A 19207-nucleotide genomic window follows, 5' to 3' on the forward strand; every position below is an offset into this window, starting at 1 on the left:
AACCATTGTATTCATTTGAGTTATAAAACAAAAAAATACAACTAATACTCTAGACGGAGGATGGGAGTGATGGAGGTCAGCAGTGAAAGTGGCGTAAAGGTTTTAGCCTTTACACAGTGGACGTCTTTTGAAATTTGCGATTTATGCGAAGTTCAAAAGCGAGTCTGAAGACCTTCGGTCCCACAGCAGACCTCCACCGCTCCCGCCCAGAGTCAGCATCCTATAAAACCAACTTCACAGAATCTTCACATTTTCAGAATAGTTAATTCATAAAGATTCAGTAGTATAGACATTGTAGATAAGAGATATAAGTAATCCCTTTTCTCACCCCCTATAACATATATATTTAATCCCCTAAATTAAAAAACACCTTTCCCCGAGGTGTTTTTTTATGCTTTTTAAGTACCTGCCGGTAGTAGTTGAGCAAAAAATAAGCTATACTAATAAATGCAGAGTGGATTTTTTCCACTCTCATGGGATGCAGTGAATTTTTGCTGCAAAAGGACAAAAGAATTTATAAACTAAAAAAAGACTTATCAAAACTGGGCTATCCAAGATTCAAATAATTTTTAATTTAAACAATAATAACTTCATGATAAGCCTGTGATTATAAACCGTAGATTAGAGACAACGACTCTATTCTCATCCCCCCTATCAACAATATTCAATCCCCTTAAAAAGGCATCCTTCCCCAAGGATGCCTTTTTTGCTGTCTTATTTAAGATTCAATTTACTTATTTGCGTGATGCTAATTTATCTCTTGACTACAAATTTAAAGTTACTTTTAAAATCAAAACATACTCCATCTCTTATAATCCCGGTTATTAATGACATAATAATACTTAAAATTATTCACTCTCGATTCAAAATAAAGAGTAAATTAGCCGGAAAGAGTCAGAAATTTTGGAGGTGGAACATTTAACTGCCACACGTTTATATATTACTTAATCAACGTCCCTCGTAAAATAAATTCAGAAGGAATCGATTTTTTAACAACATCTTTCTCAAAAATAGACCAAAAAGCATATTCACCAATTTCTTTTAACTTATGATCAATCGTCGAAAAATTCATCAAATGACTATAGTCTAAGTTTTCTTGACCAATAACGGGTATTTCCAAATTCATAAGTTGCAATTGTTTTAAAACACCAGCTGCAATTTGGTCACTATTAGCGAAAATCACTTGTAAATCAGGGTCTCTTTTAACCAAATACTTAGCTGCTTTAATACCCTCATCATATCCTTGGGCACCCATGTACAAATGCTTAGCATCCATTTTTCGACCATAAGCTTTTTCAAAAGCCTCCTTGGTTTGCTTTGTGGATTGGCTATATTTTTCACTGCGACTGAGCGTAACGCCGATATGCTGAAATTTTAATCGCTTTAACAAATCAAAAACCTTCAAATATGATTCTTCACGGTTTGTATAAGCACAAGAAATCGGATAATCAAACGTATCTTCACAGCATGTAATGGTCCCATATTGACGATATTCTAAAATCTTATCAAAAGAAATAGTCCGTGATGTAAAAATCAAACCATCAAACGACTGATGTTTCAACATTTCTAAGTATTTTATTTCATCCTTAGCGTTATAATCAGATGGCAACAAAGTGACCTGATAATTCTCCCTAAAAGCCGCCTTAGTAATGGCCGAAACTAATTTTTGAAAATAAGGAATATCAATATATGGCAAAACGACACCAACCATATGTGTCTTACCAGTACTCAAAGCACGAGCCACATCATTAGGATGATAGTCCAATTCTTCCATTGCACGAATAATCTCTTTTTTAGTATCATCAGCAACATAACTGCGATGATTAATAACCCGAGAAACCGTTGAAACAGAATGACCAGAAAGTTTGGCAACATCACGAATATTTGACATAAATTTCACTCCCATATTTAATTTGTTTTCGCATATCGTAACAATAAGTTTTAAGCAAAATTTGAGGATAGTATATTATTAGATGATAATTTCAACGACCAAAATTTAAATAATCAATTTCAAATCTCTGTATCATTGTCATTTACGGTGTCACATTAGATAAATCAATTTATCATCTATTACTTCTAAAACAAACTAGTCACTAGGAGCCAGAAATTTGGGCAGCAGTGACGGTGGCGTTAGGGCTTTAGCCCTTACGCCACGGGACGACTTTTGAAATTCGCGTTCTTTGCGAAGTTCAAAATCGAGACCTGAGACCTTGGCTCAGGTCGGTCCCCACAGCAGCCTAAATTTCTGGCTCCTAGTGACGGCATAACACCGTTACAACCAAATTATTTACTTTTTAATGAAAAAAATCAAAATTCATAATTTCTTCACATTTTCAAAATATTTGATTCACACTTATTCAGTATAGTATTAGTTGTAGATGAGAGATAAGAAATCTCATCTCATCCCCCCTATAACATATATATTTAATCCCCTAAAAAATTAAAAGAACACCTTCCCCGGGTGTTCTTTTTTTGTGCTATTTTTCAGCAGCATGAATGGCAGCGGCTTTAAACATCAAATCATCAACGGTAATATTTTTAAAACCTACCTCCCGCATCATTTCTACTAACCGTTTAATACTGACAAACTTGTTCACTGAATCATCCAAATATTGATACTCGGATTGACTCTTAGCAAAAACTCTTCCCATTAATGGCATTAATCGATTGAAATATAACTGCCAACCGATTTTGATAACTGGCGTTTCGACTTTATACGCCTCTAAACAGATTAGCTGTCCACCAGGTTTTAAAACTCGATAAATTTCTTGCAAAACTTTGTCCGCATCGGGAACGTTTCGTAATCCAAATCCTATAGTAACAACGTCAAAACTCGCATCTTGGTAACGTAAATTCATCGCATCACCAATTTCCAGATTGATGTTAGTTGCCTCAGAATTACTTACTTTGTGTTGAGCAATCTTCAACATTTCTTGACTAAAATCCATGCCCACAACTCGACTGTGAGGATATATTTTAGCCAACATGATGGTCCAATCGGCTGTTCCGCAACAAAGATCCAAAATTTTATCTGGACCTACTGTGATTTTAGCAGTTGCTTTTTGACGCCATTTTTGATGAGTTCCCAAACTCATTATGGTGTTCAACTTATCATAATTGCCAGCAATCGTATTGAAAGTCTTTTTTACGTTTGCTTCTGGTACTTTATTTGTCAGTCCCATAATTAACCTCTAATCGATGTTATTTACTCGTCCATAGTAATGAAGATATTTTACACCACTATCAGAAATAACAAACTTCGACACGCCAGCATTATCTGGTTGGATAATTTGAGAAATATTTTGTGCACCTGTCACAACCTTCATAAATGAACGGCTAACGAAGCCATGGCAAACGACCATAATTTTCTCATGACCTTTTTTAGCCATATCATCCATAAAATCTTCGACACGTTTATAAACATCAGAATACTCTTCGCCATTTTTGGCATACTTAGTATAACCTGGTAATAAGTAGTGGTTCTCATCAAAAACATCAGGGTATTTTTCGCGCAATTCAGTTTCTTTAACACCATCCCATGAACCATAATCGGCTTCATAGAGACGTTTGTCTTGTTTAATTTCATGCACACCTTGATTCAAAATCTCAGCCGTTTGCATTGCACGTTTCATTGGGCTTGAGTAAATTTCATCAAATTTATTTATATCAATATATTTTTTTAATTCTTCAACTTGTTGGATTCCTTTGGCGTTTAGCGGCTTGTCGGTAGACATACCATTGATACGTCCTTCATAGTTGGTATCTGTTTCGCCATGTCTTACAATGTATAACTCGACCATAAAAATCTCCTCTTTGTTAGCGCTTTAATTTAACACCTTTTTAGTATTTCATTATTGACTTTGCTTTGCAACTCAATTATAGTGAAAGCAATCAAATACAGTCCTTTAAATATTGGTCCCGTGAGGCTAATAAGGAAACACGTTCAGTCTTTTATTTCGCATACACGGGATGAAGGGCTATTTTTTTGCAAAATTTCGTACGGGGGAGATGTTGATTTTGGATCCAAATAGTAAAGAGTATCGCAATCCAGATGCCGTTTTAGACGTCTACGAAAAACCACCATTAAGTAGTTGGGCTTTTCTATCATTACAGCACTTATTCTCGATGTTTGGTGCCACAGTTTTGGTACCACTGCTTGTCGGACTTGATCCTAGTATTGCTTTATTTAGTTCAGGTGTCGGCACAATTATTCATATTTTAATTACCCATCGGAAAATTCCAGCTTATATGAGTTCAAGTTTTTCTTTCATCGTGCCAATGGTCGCACTGATGAAAACTGTCGGTTACGCTGGAGTCGCGCAAGGTACTATCGCCGTTGGTTGTGTTTATTTAATCGTTTCCTTGATTGTTGGTTTCGTCGGCTCTGACTGGATCGACAAAGCTTTGCCTCCTATTGTTGTTGGTCCAATTGTTATCGTCATTGGTATGTCAGTTGCCGGAAGTGCTGCTAACAACGCTATGATGAACGGTTCTCATTATGACTTGAAATACTTCGGAGTTGCTATGTTCACATTATTCCTTACCGTACTTTTGAACATGTATCTGCGCGGATTTTGGAGTAATATCGCGATTCTTCTAGGTATCGTCGGTGGCTATATTTTATCAGTTGCCTTAGGTATCGTTGATTTCTCAAAAGTTATTTCTACACCTTGGTTCAAATTACCTGCCTTTGATTTGATGTTCGTTAACTATATGCCTAAACAAATTTATTGGGGTGCTATCTTGAGTTTTGCGCCTATCGCTTTTGTTACTATGGCTGAACATTTAGGACACATTATGGTCCTTGATGAATTGACTAATCGTGATTTCTTCAAAGATCCTGGCCTTCACAAGACCTTAGCTGGTGATGGTACAGCTTCAATCGTGGCTGCTTTCCTTGGTGGTCCTCCTGTTACATCATACGGTGAAAATATCGGTGTTATGGCCGTTAATAAGATTTTCAGTGTTTACGTTGTTATCGGTGCTGCTGTCTTCGCTGCTTTGTTTGGATTCGTTGGTAAATTGAGTGCCTTGATTCAAACAGTTCCTGGCCCTGTTATCGGTGGTATCAGTTTCGTCTTGTTCGGTGTTATCTCTTCAAGTGGTTTAAGAATCTTGGTTGATAACAAAGTCGATTTCAATGAAAAACGTAATTTAATGATTGCTTCCGTTATCCTAGTTATCGGTATCGGTAATGCTTATCTTCAAATCGGTACTTTCCAGTTTACTGGTGTCGGTGTGGCAACAGTTATCGGAATTGTTTTGAACTTGATTTTGCCTAAGTATGCTTTGTCTGAAAATTGGGATGATGATAAAGATAAGTGGGAAAAAGATAAAAAGAAGGCTTAATATGACTGTAGGCCGCCTCCAGGAGCAAGGAAATTAGGTCGCTGTGGGGACCGACTGGAGCCAAGGTCTCCAGTCTCGATTTTGAGCCTTGCACAAACCGCAAGTCTCAAAAGTCGTCCCGTGGTGTAATGGCTAAAGCCATAACGCCACCTTCACAGCGGTCTAATTTTCTTGCTCCTTCCGGCTAGTGTATCTTTTATTTTGAATAAATTGTTTGTAAATCGGGGTATGCTATTTTAAAGCTGATTACTTTTTCATAAATAGTGATTTGAATACTAGATTATTTTAAATAAAACAACATCAAAAAAAACTAGATACTTTTTCTGGGTTTGTTATACCTGGATAAAATATCTAGCTTTTTTGTTTCTAGAGATGGACGTTCAACTTAATTCTGACATTAACAATTCAATTTGTTTTTTTATTTTTTTACCGTAATCAGTATCTTTAATTGTCTTTCGTTCTGCCGAATGTTCCACGATTTGCTTATCTAACACAACGTCTGACATTTCTTCAATAGAATCTTTGCGTGATCTGAAGGCTTTCAATGTCTCCAGGCGCATTCCATAAGAATCAAACAACAACGCATATCCACCTATATTACGGTCTTTATTATCAATCTCTGACAAACCATTAACGACCACGATTTTCTTATTGGCCTTAACTGGCTCATCTGTCTTTTCTGGTGTATGCCCATTGATGATGTGTCCACGACTATTTAACCCGAATTCCTTCATTAAATTGTCAGCAAACCATTCCTCATTACACAACTTGAAAAATGGATTGGAATGTTCCTTTTGCAATTCTGGCTCATCGATAAAATAGCGCTCAAAGGTTGCCATTTTATCCTTACCAAATAATGGTGAATTCTTTCCTTCCCAGAGATACCAAATAAAATCTGAATTAAAACAGTCTCCTGTTGTCGGGTGTCTTAATCCGTCTTTTAAAATATATTCTGAATAATCACAGAGTTCACGGCCTGAATAACTTTGACCATCGATATGTAACGATAAAAGATCACCTTGTTCATCGACTGGTACACAGCCATGGAACAACAAGTTACCGTTATGTTTAAGATACATCGAACCATGGTCCAACATGAACCACATATGTTCATTCAATTGTGTTGAATGGGTGAATTGATTAATCAAATCAATAATGACTGTTTGTTCACTATGAGTTATTTGGTATGGACTGGCTGGATTAATCGTTTGGAAACACCCATGTTTAATTTGATAAGTTTTTTTACCAATCGTGATTGACTTCTTATCCAGATTAATCTTATCAAGTAACAACCGATCATTCATATCAAACTCTGGACGACGTTTAATGGCTTGACCTTCTAGCTTAAACTGCATAATAGCAGCCGCTTGTTGCACACAGTTATCGATATTTTTTTCTTCATCGGTCATTCCTGCAAAGTTTACTTTAGCTTCAAAATTGGGTATTGGCACATACGCATGTGTCGCAAACTTAATCATGGATGTTAAATCGATATTATAGACGTTCTCAAGTAATTTTAAATTATTATAGCGGGCACAAATACGAATCAAATTTAACATACATAACTTTGAGCCCGCTAAACTACCCATCCACAAAATATCATGATTACCCCATTCGAAATCAAAATTTTGCCAACTTTCATTCAAATGTTTAATAATTGCTTCGGGATGTTGACCACGGTCATAAACGTCTCCAATAATGTGAATTCGTTCAATTGCTAACTTTTGAATAGCGTGACAAATAGAAATAATGAATTCATCACTCATTTTCAAATTAACAACTGTTTTAATCATCTCGCGATAATATTGTTGCTTATCTTGGGCGTTTAAATCACCAAAGACTAATTTCTTCGTAATTTCAAACAAGTCATTATCTAAGGCCTTTTCAATAATATGACGTGGATATTTACTAGAAACATAACGTACTACTTCGACAACACAATTAATCGTATCCATATACCATTGTTTAGCTTCGTCTTGGTCAGTCAGTTGTTCGCTCGTCTGGGCTAAAACTTCTTCTGGATAATAAATTAAGCAGACTAATTTTCGTTGATTCAACTTCGTCAGCCTACCATTAAAGACTTCTTCTACCTTGCGACTGACATTACCCGCACCACTACGAATAATATTTAAGTATTTATCATCGTTCCCATGAATATCACTAATAAAAGCTTCCGTTCCCTTAGGCAGATTCAAAATTGCTGATAAATTTACGATTTTAGTTTTTATGTCATTCTTAGTTACTATTTCATTATCCATATTATATGTTGTACCTTCCCCAGAAAGTCCGCCACTATCATTTTGATAGCGTATACAAATGAACTATACCAAATCCTGTAGTGCTAGTAAACTATCAATCCTAATTATTATTTTGAAAAGTATCCACAAAAAAGTTAAATCTAAGTATCATAATTATATTTGAGTTAAAATTATATCTATAGGAGGAGTTTAATATGAATTTAAAATTAGATTCTACAGTAACTTTGAATAACGGCGTTAAAATGCCTCAACTTGGTTTGGGTGTTTGGAAAGTTAACAATTCCGGCGCTTCTCAATCAGTTCAATGGGCATTGAAACATGGCTATAAAGCTATTGATACTGCTAAACAATATGGTAACGAAGCTGGTGTCGGCGATGGATTACAAAAAGGTTTAGCAGAAAATAGTCTCAAACGTGAAGATGTCTTTCTCACAACTAAAATCTTTAATGGTGATCAAGGTTACCAATCAGTTCTTGATAACTTCGAAGGTCAATTAAAGAGATTACAAACAGACTATGTAGATCTACTATTGATTCACTGGCCTGTAGATGGTACATATCTTGAAACTTGGCGTGCTTTGGAAACAATTTACAAGTCAGGTAAAGCTCGTGCCATTGGGGTTTCTAACTTCAATGTCACTCGCTTAAAAGATATCCTACAAATCTGTTCTATCAAACCAGCAGTTAACCAAATGGAATATCATCCACTTTGCCAAGAAGTTGATATTAAGAACTTCTGCGACGAAAACAATATTTACCTTGAAGCATGGTCTCCACTTGGTGGCGGTGCCGTCTTGAGTGATTCTAGACTTAAGAAGATTGCTGATAAGTATAACAAGTCAGTTGCCCAAGTTATCCTGCGTTGGGACTTGCAAAACGGCGTTATAACGATACCTAAATCTGTTCATGAAGCTAGAATCGTTCAAAACTCAGACGTTTACGACTTTGAAATTAGTGATGACGATATGGAAGAAATCAATGGCTTTGATGCTGATAAACGTAGCCTTTGGTATGGAGACTTCTTCTGGAGCGGTAATCCTGATGGTTATAAAGATTCAGTTGATGTTTGGGACGACGAAGCTCAATTTAATAATTAAAAGAAAAATTCCGACAAAAAAGAGACTTGATAAATTTTATTCCAATTTATCGAATCTCTTTTTTTATTTCGAGTATTTAATTCAAAGCATTTTATCCTTTAATCTTTTTAATTTCTATAATTGAACCAAGATTAAAATTGATTTCTTCCTGACCATTTACTATACCCGTTAAGTTATAGTGTGCTACAAATGGCATGAATTCATCCATTGTCACATTTGAACCAACTAACGACCAAATACCAGCCTCTACTAAACTACTACGGATAATAGTCGCTTTTTTATCATTACTCTTATCACTAGCCACGGCCCCATTTTGCAAATAGTAAGTTGTTGTTATTTCTTCGTCACTCAGTGGATTAGTAACGTCAATGGCCCAACGGAAATCAACCCCTTGTTTCGTTGCAAATTTGGAATTACCATCACCAGCTATATAAATAGCTACAATATCAGATGTCTGTAACAGTGGCTTCAAATCGTCATTAAAAATTTGTTCAACTGCCCAATTTTTAACAATACCTGACGGGTCAAACCTACCTGCAAAATATGGATGGTAAATATCATTGGTCATTTGCTGTGCCAAAATGGCTGAATTATAAATCGTCTTAAATTCATTTGAAGAAGTTAATGGACTCTGATCACCTCGTTGAAATTTGGAAACCAGTGAATCATATCGAAACGGCGAGAAAGCTTTATCAATTTGTTTTAGATGCTCATTGACCCAAGCCACGACGACTCTCATTTGCTCCATCACTATGGGACTAGAACTGAGTGCGACTAGTTTTAAAACAAAGTTCATATTCATTTGATTAATTTCATTTTTTAAAATTACTTGTTGATTATTTTTCATAAGTTAATACCTCATTGTTCATTAAAAGTTGCTTATTATTCTTTAATACAACTTAAAGTATACGGACCAACTTTGAATGTTTCATGAACAAGTTTTGAATTAAAGATGATTTAATTTAAACAATAAAATATGTCTTTAAATATACCGTCTCCAGAGTAGATAAACAGTCTCTAAATTATGATGTTCTAGCTATTCATAGTATACAAATGGTAGCCATTGCCTATAAATTTCCATATCATTATTTATTAGAAAACAACGAATACCCTAGCCGGAAGGAACATTTCTCATTTAGACATCTCTATTTTATCGGAAAATCCATCGCGAAAATTTTCCATACCAGCATATTCATCAACTAATACTCCAGTTAAATGATACTTAGAAACAAACTCTGGAAACTTATTCGTTCCGGCTGCAATCCCTGCGGAAGACCAAATATTGGCATCTAAGGCATTATTGCTAACAATTGTAACTTGTTCAACATTACTCTTTTCTTTACGCAAACTACGCTTTTCATTTGATGTTGAAATAGCACCATTTTGCAAGTAATAAGTTGCTAACAAAATCCCTAAATTCTTAGGGTCATTAATGGCAATCCGCCATCTGAAATCAATATTAGGACGGCTGGCTAAACGAACGTCTTCTCCACATCTGAGCGAAATACCATCAATTCCTTCGCTACTTAACAATGACAATAAATAGTGATTAAAAATTTGATCAATCATCCAACCATTCAACAAGCCGATTGGATCATATTTGCCGTTAAAGTAGGAACTAAAATAATGATGTGTCATTTGCTCGGCGGTAATAGTCTGCTCATATACTTCTCGAAAAATTTTGGATGTCATTAATCCTGTTTCTTCACCGTCTTGAAATCTTGATAGCAAAGAATCATGATTCTCTAATGAAAAAGTTGCATCATATTCTTTAATATTTTCAGAAATCTTTTCAATTGTTTTATCTACTAAATTTGTATCGATCAAGTCCGGATCAACCGTAGCTAATTTTATCTCAAATGGTAGGTCAAACTTGTTTACTACGATACTTAGATATTTATATTCAGGCATATTTATCACTCCTTTTATCTAAAAAAAAATACGTATACTTATCTAACTTTTCGATAAGTATACGTACCAAATGTGATGAAAATATGACCAAACTTTGTAATTGCTTTGAAAATGTTTAAACTAGTTAATTTGTCTCTTTATTAGAATTCAATAGTAAATTCAAGATAATTGCTGAGAAACTTCCGACAACTAATCCGTTATTTAAAATCGTTTGAACGGTTGATGGTAGGAAGTGCAATAGTGTTGGTTGAACCGTTACACCAAGTCCCAAACTGATAGAAACAGCCATAATCATGATGTTGTTATTAGTCATTTTAACTTTTGTGAGCATCTTGATTCCTTCAATACCAACGGTACCAAACATAATCAACATGGCTCCACCTAAAACAGCATTAGGAATCAATTCAGCAACTGCTCCGACCTTAGGTATTAATCCCAAGATAATCAACAAGAAAGCTGAGAAATAAACTGGCTTATTCTTTTTAATACCAGACAATTGCACAACGGCAACATTTTGCGAGAAAGTTGAATATGGGAATGTATTAAAAATACCACCCAAGATAGCGGCCAAACCTTCTGAAGCATAGCCACGTTGTAAATCATCTTCACTTAATTTGTCACCCGTCAATTCTGCTAAAGCATAATACACACCAGTAGATTCAATCATACAAGTTAAAGCTGCTAGTAACATTACTAAAATAGATGACCATTCAAATTTTGGTGTCGCAAAGTAAAATGGTTGTGGAATTTGGAACCAATGAGCTGAGCCTACTGTTTTAAAGCCAATTTCACCCATTCCAATTCCGAGTAAATAACCAGCTACGATACCAATAAGTACCGCAATTTGTTGAATAAAACCACGACCCCAAATACTAACAACGACAATAATTAATGCGGTTGTAAATCCTAAAATCAAGTTAGTTGGATTACCAAAACTTTTGGCAGCGACGTTTCCACCACCGATATTTTGAAAAGCAACAGGTATCAAAGTAAAACCAATCAATGTGATCAACGAACCAGTAACTACTGGAGGGAAGAACCGCTTTAAACTGGCAAATAGCTTTGAAATCAACATGATAAAGATACCGGCTGCGATAATAGCACCATACATATAGGCAATTCCGAAGTGGTGCCCAATGTTTTGTAACGGCGTTACATATTCGACGGCTGATCCTAAAACAACTGGCAAACCAATCCCAGTTAATGGCGTACGCTTAATCTGTAAAAGTGTTGCCACCCCACACATAAAAATATCAACTGAGATTAAGTAAGTCATTTCTTTAGCACTGAATCCAAGTGATGCTCCAATCAAAATTGGAATTAAGATATCACCAGAATACATGGCTAATAAATGTTGAAACCCTAAGAGCAGATTTTTAAGAAAAGAATCGCTCTGATTTTTTGTATCAAGATCCATATTGCCCCTCCTATTATTTAGAAAATTATAGCATTGTTTTCAGAGGTTATTAAAGCAGAAGTTTTTTGTTTTTAGTTTGCTGCCGCTTTCAAGGGTAAGAAATTTAGGATGCAATCTCGTTTATTTTTTACTATATTATATTGAAATTTAAATATTCAATTATATTTAAGTCACGGTGAAGGTGGTGTAACGGCTGCAATCATTACTTTTGAAATTTTTAGGTTTGTACTCGAACTCGAAGGTTCAAGGCTTTCAGCAGTCCCCATAACGACCCAAACTTCTTGTTCCTGGAGGCAGAATATTAAAAAATACATATTGAATAACTATCATGACAACATTGCTTCACTTTTATCAGCATCATTTCCAATCTCTCAATTCAGATATGCTAAAATGAAATCAGTATAAAGAGGAGGAATTCTTAAAGATGAAGAAAAATCATTTGGATGATGCTTGTACTACAATTTTAGTTGGTAAAAACGCCAGTTTAGATGGATCAACAATGATCGCCAGAAATGACGATACATTCTTTGCTGTTGCCCCACACAGCTTTGTATTAAACCCTGCTGTTAAGGGTGAAAAGGGTCGCAAGGTTAAGTCATGGTTGAATGGCTTTGAATCTGAAGTTCCTGAAAATGGCTACAAATGGCCTGCTGTTCCTAACGTAGACTACAAGAAATTCGGTTACTACGACGAAAGTGGTATTAACGGAAAGAACGTTGCTATGTCTGCTACTGAAAGTACATATGGTAACGAACGTGCTCTAGCTTTTGATCCACTTGAAAAAGATGGTATGGACGAAGATGTTATCGTTCGTATGGTTCTTCCTTACGTTGATTCAGCCAGAGGAGCTGTTGAACGTACTGGTGAATTGATCAAGAAATTTGGTTCACCTGCTGGTAACTCTGTCCTATTCAGTGACAAAGACGATGTTTGGTACATGGAAATCGTTACTGGTCACCACTGGGTAGCTCAAAGAATTCCTGACGACAGTTATGCCGTTTGTGCAAACCGTGTTTCAATCCAACAAGTTGACTTTAACAAGCCTGACGAATTCATGTGGTCAGACGGTATCCAAGAATTTGTTGAAAAGAACCACTTGAACACAGACAAGACTGGTTGGAACTTTAGACATATCTTCGGTACAGATAACTTGAAAGACCGTCACTACAACACACCACGTGTATGGTATGGTCAAAAATACTTCAACCCTGAAATCGAACAAGATCCAGAAGATGGTGAATTACCATTCATCATGAAGACAGACCACAAGATTTCTGTTGATGATATCGAATACGTTTTGGGTTCACACTACAACGAAACACCTTACGATCCATATAGCCCATATGCTTCAGATGAAGACAAACACCGTTATCGTCCAATCGGTTTGAACAGAACACAAAACTCACACGTTCTCCAAATCAGAAACGATGTTCCTGAAGAATACGCAGCTATCATGTGGTTATGTATCGGATTCCCAACATTTACACCATACATTCCTTTCTACACAAACATGAATGAAACTGACGCTTCATACAATGATGCATCATTAACATTCAACTTTAAGGATGCTTACTGGATGTATAACGCTTTGTCAGTGCTTGTTGAATCAAACTACACAGACTTTATTCAAGATGACATCGACTACTTAACAGAAGTTCGTCAAGACCTTCGTATGGCAGTTGCTGAAACTGATAAACTTGCAGCAAACTACTCTGGTGACGAATTAGTTGAATTCTTAACAGATAGAAACCAAAAAGTTGTTAAAGAAATGCAAGATAAGGCTCACAAACTATTTGGTGAACTTTATACAAAGGGTATCAACCTTTCAAAACTTACATTTAATATGGATGCAAATCTATAAAACATAACAAAGTGTATGGAACAAAACTGTTATTGTTTTTAAATATGCAACACAAACGCGGAACAAAACATAGCTTTTTCCGCTTAAAACAAATAGCGCCAGTAATCCAAAAATCGGATTACTGGCGCTATTTGCCTTAATGCTCGAAAGCTGAACATGTTTTGTTCCGCTCTCTTTTTTGCGTTAAATTAAAATTTGCGCTAAATTGAATTTATTAATTCAATGAAACCGAGGTCTTATCGCAATGGAACCTGTTTTTAATAAAATGACACCGGCTGGCTACAAAGCTATCGAACAAGAAATCGTCGAGTTGAAGAAACAACGTCCGCAAAAGATTAAAAATTTGGCTGCGGCGGCAGCTTTAGGCGATCGTTCGGAAAACGCTGAATACACAACATCAAAACAAGAACTGGGCCGTTTAAATAGTCGTCTACACTACTTATCAAAACAGTTACAGTATGCTGATGTCGTGGAGCCAGCAGATAATGACGTTTTGGATATAGGTAAATTTGTGACCATCGAATTCATGGATGATCACGATCAATTGACTTACCAAATGGTAGGCAAGCAAGAAGCTAACTTGGACCAAAAGAAAATATCATTTACATCGCCGATTGGCAAAGCATTAGACAAACATAAAGTTAATGATATCGTTACAGTTAATTCGCCGGCTGGGTCTTATCAAGTCAAAATCATTAAGATTTTTGTCTAATAATTCAATTATTAAAAAATAAATAGGCTCTATACCAAATGTAAGAAATCCGTTGTTTACATAGTGTTTTTCACATACCTTTCAAATTAAATGTCATGATATGAAAAAAATAATAGTCAAAACCAAATGACGACAGGTATAATAGTTCTATTAGTTTTTTAGGAGGATATTTTTAATGGAAGAAAGTAAGAAGTTAGCCAAAAAAACTCTTGACCGAGGCTTTTGGTTAGCATTTTGTGCTTCTGCTCTCTGGGGAATCTCTGGTACCGTTTTACAGGTTGTCGCAAAGAACCTCAATATTCCTGCCATGTGGTTTATTGCCACTAGAACAACTGTTGCAGGAATCATTTTATTAGCTGTTGGTCTAATTGTTTTACCAAAAAGTGAATTCTTCGCTGTCTTTAAAAATTGGAAAGATTTCTTAGTATTACTTAGTTTCGCAGTTTTCGGACTGCTAGCTAATATGTTCACCTTCTTTCACGCTATTAAAACAGGTAATTCATCGACTGCTACGATTTTGCAGTACCTTTCACCACTTTTCATCATGATTGGAGCAATCGTCTTTACTAAAAAGAAAACTTCACGTATCGATGTCATCTCCTTTGTACTTGCCTTAATTGGTGTTACATTGATGATCACTCGTGGAGACATCGGTCACTTATCAATTCCACTTATCTCAGTCATCTGGGGTATCGGTAGTGGTATCACAGCCGCCCTTTATGTAATTATTCCACAAACTTTGATTGCTAAATACCACGGTATTTTAATTACCGGTTGGGGTATGTTGATTGCGGGTATCATTTCCAATTTCTTCAGCCCAATTTGGGTCAATCCACCTAAGATGGATACAGCAAGTATTCTAGGTATTGGTACCGTGATTTTACTTGGTACCGTTGGGGCATTCTTACTAATGGTTTTGAGTACTAAATATACAACGGCAGCTATCATTAGTATCACTGACGCTGTTCAACCATTTACAACTTTAGTTCTAAGTATCATCTTCTTAAAATATGCTGTTAATATTCCAGAAGTTATCGGTGCTATCGTTGTTGTTCTAGCAATTTATGTTCTAAATCGCTACGACGCAAATTAACTTCTAAGACGAAATCGTAATTGGTTTCGTCTTTTTATTTGTTTTCATTCCGATAAAACCACCCCCCAAAGAGAAAAAGAGACTCCAAGCTGATTATTCAACTTGGAGTCTCTTGTCATATCCGTTAGTCCAATTATGAATTAGTTGGTAGGCGTATCACAAGGTCCAAGCCGTGTTGTAAAACAACGATCATCAAATACATAATTAGTAAAATAATAAACATTGTGACTGCCTCCCTTCAAAATTAAATTAAGATTAGATTTAAATTGTGCTAATCATATAATCATCTAGACATTTTGTCAATAAAAAACATTAATTGGTTAAAAAGTGCTATTCTGGCAACATTTTAATCAACTTTCAAATTCATTTATTTCAATGCTGCCACATCATTCTTGTCTAATTTAATTCTAATCTAAGCAAAATTGATACCTATAGTAATTGGCTGAGCTCAAAATAAATAACTTTAGACATCAGTGACATTATAATAATGCTGAAAATTGTTCAGGGATTTTATTGCTGTCTTGATAGGGTTCTGGAAAACTATGCTATTAAAATATTTATCCGTATCAGAGTAGATTCTTATCGGACTATTTTGAAGACAGACCCTAGCCGGAAAGAGCAAGAGATTTTGGAGGTGGCATATTTAACTAGTACCACTCGTATAATTTTATAAATTACTACTTTCTTTTCTACAAATTTGCGTTAAACTTAATATCAATTAATTATTAGAGAAAATTAATAATCTTATAGTTTTCTAATAATAAAGAAAGAGGGATTGTAATGAAAATTTTCCTATATGGAATTCGTGAAGACGAAAAAGGTTACTTAACAGAATGGACTGATGTTCACCCCGAGATACAAATAGCCTATACTGACAAGTTTTTGAATACTGAAACAGTTGATCTAGCTAAAGGGTATGACGGTGTCGTAACGCTCCAAATGCAAGCATATTCTCGTGACGCTTTACAGAAATTGCATGATTTCGGCATCAGTAAAATTTCTGTACGTAATGTAGGTTTGGACGGATTCGACTTCCAGGATCTTCGCGACCTAGACTTTTCATTAACTAACGTTCCCGTATACTCACCTAATGCCATTGCCGAGCACACAACCAGTTTGATTTTACGTTTACTTCGCCGAGTACCTGAATTTGATAAGAAATTTAATAATGCTGATTACAGCTGGTTCCCTACTATTGGCGAAGAAATCAATGGCAAAACTGTTGGTATCATCGGTACCGGCCATATCGGTTCCGTGGTAGCTCGTATTATGCAGGCTATGGGTGCTAAGGTTATTGCTTATGATATTAAGCGTAATCCATATTTAGAAAATCTCGGCATTTATGTTGATTCATTGGATGAGGTACTAAAACAAGCTGATATTTTGACACTTCACACTCCACTGGCTAAAAAGGACATTCATATGATTGATGCCGCTGCGATTGCTAAAATGAAAAATGGTGTCGTTATTATCAATGCTGCTCGTGGAGCTTTAATTGATACAGATGCCTTAATTGCAGGACTAGACAGTGGCAAGGTCGGTGGCGCTGGATTGGATGTTTTGGAGAGTGAAAATGACGTTTTCCAAAAGAAATTCAAGAGTATCGATGACGTTAAAGATCCACAATTCAAAGCATTAATTAATCGCGATAACGTAATTATCACACCACATACGGCTTTCTACACGACAACTGCCGTTCATAATATGGTTTTTGACTCTCTGACTGATAATCTAGCCATGTTAGAAGGAAAAGAACCTAAATATCCAGTTGATATATCTGAAGATTAATATCTTTAATAAAAACCCAAACAAGGACAGTAATTCAAAATAGGATTACTGTCCTTGTTTATTTTTCTCTAACATTGCCCTCCAAAATAAGAATCATGTTGTTTTAGTAGTTTACTTTTGAAGCGGTTTCTATTTTCTGCTTTAATAAAGTTATACAGGTTCTATTTAAGGAGGAACACAACTAATGAAAATATTTGCATACGGAATTCGTGAAGATGAACAACCCGCTCTAAAGAAATGGCAAGCAGCCCATCCAGATGTTGAAGTAGCCTTTACAGAATACACTTTAACTGCTGATTCAGCACATCTTGCTGAAGGTAGTAACGGCGTTGTAACGCTACAAACATCACCATATACACGTGAGGCTTTAGAAGTTCTTCACCAATTAGGTATTAAATATATTTCAATTCGTAATGTTGGCTTTGATAACTTTGAATTTAAAGATTTAAATGATTTAGATTTCACTCTAACAAACGTACCCGTTTATTCACCAAACGCAATCGCTGAACATGCTGTAATCTTGATGGGTCGCCTACTTCGTCGTGTTCCTGAATTTGATCAAAAGATGGACAACGGTGATTTCACATGGTCCCCAACAATCGGTAAAGAATATCGTGAACAAACAATTGGTGTCGTTGGTACTGGTCATATTGGGCGTGTTGTTATTCAAATACTTCAAGGCTTTGGAGCTAAAGTAGTTGCCTATGATGTTTACCATAATCCTGATATTGAAAAACAAGGATTGTATGTTGATAGTTTGGAAGAATTATACAAACAATCAGATATCATTACCCTACACGTACCATTATTCGACAGTAATAAGTATATGATCAACGATGAAGCCATTGCTCAAATGAAAGATGGCGTTTATATCATCAACTGTGCTCGTGGTGAATTAATTGATACTGATGCACTTATTAAAGGCCTAGATAGCGGCAAAATTGGCGGTGCTGGACTTGATGTTTTAGACGACGAAAATTCAGTCTTCGGTAAAGTTTGGAGTAGCGTAGACAATATTCCTAATGAAAAAATCCGTAATCTTGCTAAACGACTAAACGTTATCATCACACCACACAGTGCTTTCTATACCGAAACAGCCATTCACAACATGATCACAACTTCTTTTGATTCCAACTTGGCATTGATTGAAGGCAAGAAGCCACAAAACATTGTTGATACACACAAATAGTTTCCAGATAAATGAGTTCTGAAAAGAAAAAATATAATTTATTTTGTAAACGCATTTGACAAACCCAAAATCATGGTGTAAATTTATCACCAATCAAATAATTAAAACTTATTTAATCTAATTAGACGTTGAAGAGAAGAGTAAGTTGACGAGTAGTTTGAAGAGTGACCGTTAGATAGTGAAAAGGCGGAACGAAAGTTAACTGAAGATGAGCTTGGAGTCTTACCTCGGTGAAAGCCAAAGGTACGCAAGGATGCGATATCATCCCGGACATGTTAGTGTCGTTGAGGTATTTTGTGTGAGCAAAGTACAAATTAGGGTGGTACCACGGTAATCGTCCCTACATTGCAGAGAAATTCTGTACATGTAGGGGCGATTTTTTAGTTGCTCTTAGTGGCTGTGCCACCAAGAGCAACTAATGAGATTGAACGAAGTTCAAACTCTTTGCGACTGGTAAACAGCCACTTAGAGCAACTTATGGGAGCGACTAACTGTCGCTCGTATATTCCGCTTTCCTACGATTGCTCTACCT

At 35.9% G+C, this 19207-nt stretch carries 14 protein-coding genes; 7 read left to right on the forward strand and 7 right to left on the reverse strand.

All coding sequences use genetic code 11. The features are described from left to right. Positions 1-940: 940 nt before the first annotated feature. The 3 genes from D1B17_RS11355 to D1B17_RS11365 form a co-directional block, all read right to left on the reverse strand. Entirely contained in the window at positions 941-1891 is a 951-nt protein-coding gene (locus D1B17_RS11355; RefSeq protein ID WP_166806682.1) for a LacI family DNA-binding transcriptional regulator, read from the reverse strand. A gap of 586 nt (positions 1892-2477) precedes the next feature. Further along, positions 2478-3182 (reverse strand): bifunctional demethylmenaquinone methyltransferase/2-methoxy-6-polyprenyl-1,4-benzoquinol methylase UbiE, encoded by a 705-nt coding sequence (ubiE, locus tag D1B17_RS11360; RefSeq protein ID WP_120141615.1) that lies wholly within the window; start codon positions 3180-3182, stop codon positions 2478-2480. A 9-nt stretch (positions 3183-3191) separates the two neighbouring features. Then, on the reverse strand, positions 3192-3800 hold the full coding sequence (locus D1B17_RS11365) for a histidine phosphatase family protein (protein ID WP_120141614.1): 609 nt from the start codon (positions 3798-3800) through the stop codon (positions 3192-3194). A 217-nt stretch (positions 3801-4017) separates the two neighbouring features. Between D1B17_RS11365 and D1B17_RS11370 the strand changes: the two genes are divergently transcribed. Then, the gene (locus D1B17_RS11370; protein WP_120144159.1) at positions 4018-5349 is read left to right on the forward strand and encodes a uracil-xanthine permease family protein; all 1332 of its coding nucleotides are present in this window, start codon (positions 4018-4020) and stop codon (positions 5347-5349) included. A 380-nt stretch (positions 5350-5729) separates the two neighbouring features. On the opposite strand, the gene D1B17_RS11375 is transcribed toward D1B17_RS11370, so the two are convergent. Next, positions 5730-7607 carry a fructose-bisphosphatase class III gene (locus D1B17_RS11375; RefSeq protein WP_120141613.1) on the reverse strand — a complete coding sequence of 626 codons (1878 nt, stop codon included), beginning with the start codon at positions 7605-7607 and terminating at the stop codon, positions 5730-5732. A gap of 194 nt (positions 7608-7801) precedes the next feature. Here D1B17_RS11375 and D1B17_RS11380 point away from each other — a divergent pair, with 194 nt between their 5' ends. Further along, a complete protein-coding gene (locus D1B17_RS11380; protein WP_120141612.1) occupies positions 7802-8704 on the forward strand; it encodes an aldo/keto reductase in 903 nt (300 codons plus the stop codon). Positions 8705-8795: 91 nt separating this feature from the next. On the opposite strand, the gene D1B17_RS11385 is transcribed toward D1B17_RS11380, so the two are convergent. From D1B17_RS11385 to D1B17_RS11395, 3 genes are all read right to left on the reverse strand, one after another. Further along, on the reverse strand, positions 8796-9551 hold the full coding sequence (locus D1B17_RS11385) for a hypothetical protein (RefSeq protein ID WP_120141611.1): 756 nt from the start codon (positions 9549-9551) through the stop codon (positions 8796-8798). 284 nt (positions 9552-9835) lie between these two features. Beyond that, positions 9836-10615: an FAD:protein FMN transferase gene (locus tag D1B17_RS11390; RefSeq protein ID WP_120141610.1), complete on the reverse strand. Its 780-nt coding sequence runs from the start codon at positions 10613-10615 to the stop codon at positions 9836-9838. A 124-nt stretch (positions 10616-10739) separates the two neighbouring features. Beyond that, positions 10740-12032, reverse strand: a complete 1293-nt coding sequence (locus D1B17_RS11395) for a nucleobase:cation symporter-2 family protein (RefSeq protein WP_120141609.1) — start codon at positions 12030-12032, stop codon at positions 10740-10742. Positions 12033-12456: 424 nt separating this feature from the next. Between D1B17_RS11395 and D1B17_RS11400 the strand changes: the two genes are divergently transcribed. The 5 genes from D1B17_RS11400 (at position 12457) to D1B17_RS11420 (ending at position 18675) form a co-directional block, all read left to right on the forward strand. Further along, positions 12457-13893 (forward strand): C69 family dipeptidase, encoded by a 1437-nt coding sequence (locus D1B17_RS11400; protein ID WP_120141608.1) that lies wholly within the window; start codon positions 12457-12459, stop codon positions 13891-13893. Positions 13894-14137: 244 nt separating this feature from the next. Further along, positions 14138-14605, forward strand: a complete 468-nt coding sequence (greA, locus tag D1B17_RS11405; protein WP_120141607.1) for a transcription elongation factor GreA — start codon at positions 14138-14140, stop codon at positions 14603-14605. Between the two features lie 175 nt (positions 14606-14780). After that, positions 14781-15698 carry a DMT family transporter gene (locus D1B17_RS11410; protein WP_120141606.1) on the forward strand — a complete coding sequence of 306 codons (918 nt, stop codon included), beginning with the start codon at positions 14781-14783 and terminating at the stop codon, positions 15696-15698. A gap of 780 nt (positions 15699-16478) precedes the next feature. Then, positions 16479-17486, forward strand: a complete 1008-nt coding sequence (locus tag D1B17_RS11415; protein ID WP_120141605.1) for a D-2-hydroxyacid dehydrogenase — start codon at positions 16479-16481, stop codon at positions 17484-17486. A gap of 184 nt (positions 17487-17670) precedes the next feature. Further along, complete coding sequence (locus tag D1B17_RS11420; RefSeq protein ID WP_120141604.1) at positions 17671-18675, forward strand: D-2-hydroxyacid dehydrogenase; 1005 nt, start codon at positions 17671-17673, stop codon at positions 18673-18675. Positions 18676-19207: the final 532 nt, after the last annotated feature.

The sequence above is a fragment of the Companilactobacillus zhachilii genome, assembly GCF_003606365.2.
GTDB lineage: Bacteria > Bacillota > Bacilli > Lactobacillales > Lactobacillaceae > Companilactobacillus > Companilactobacillus zhachilii.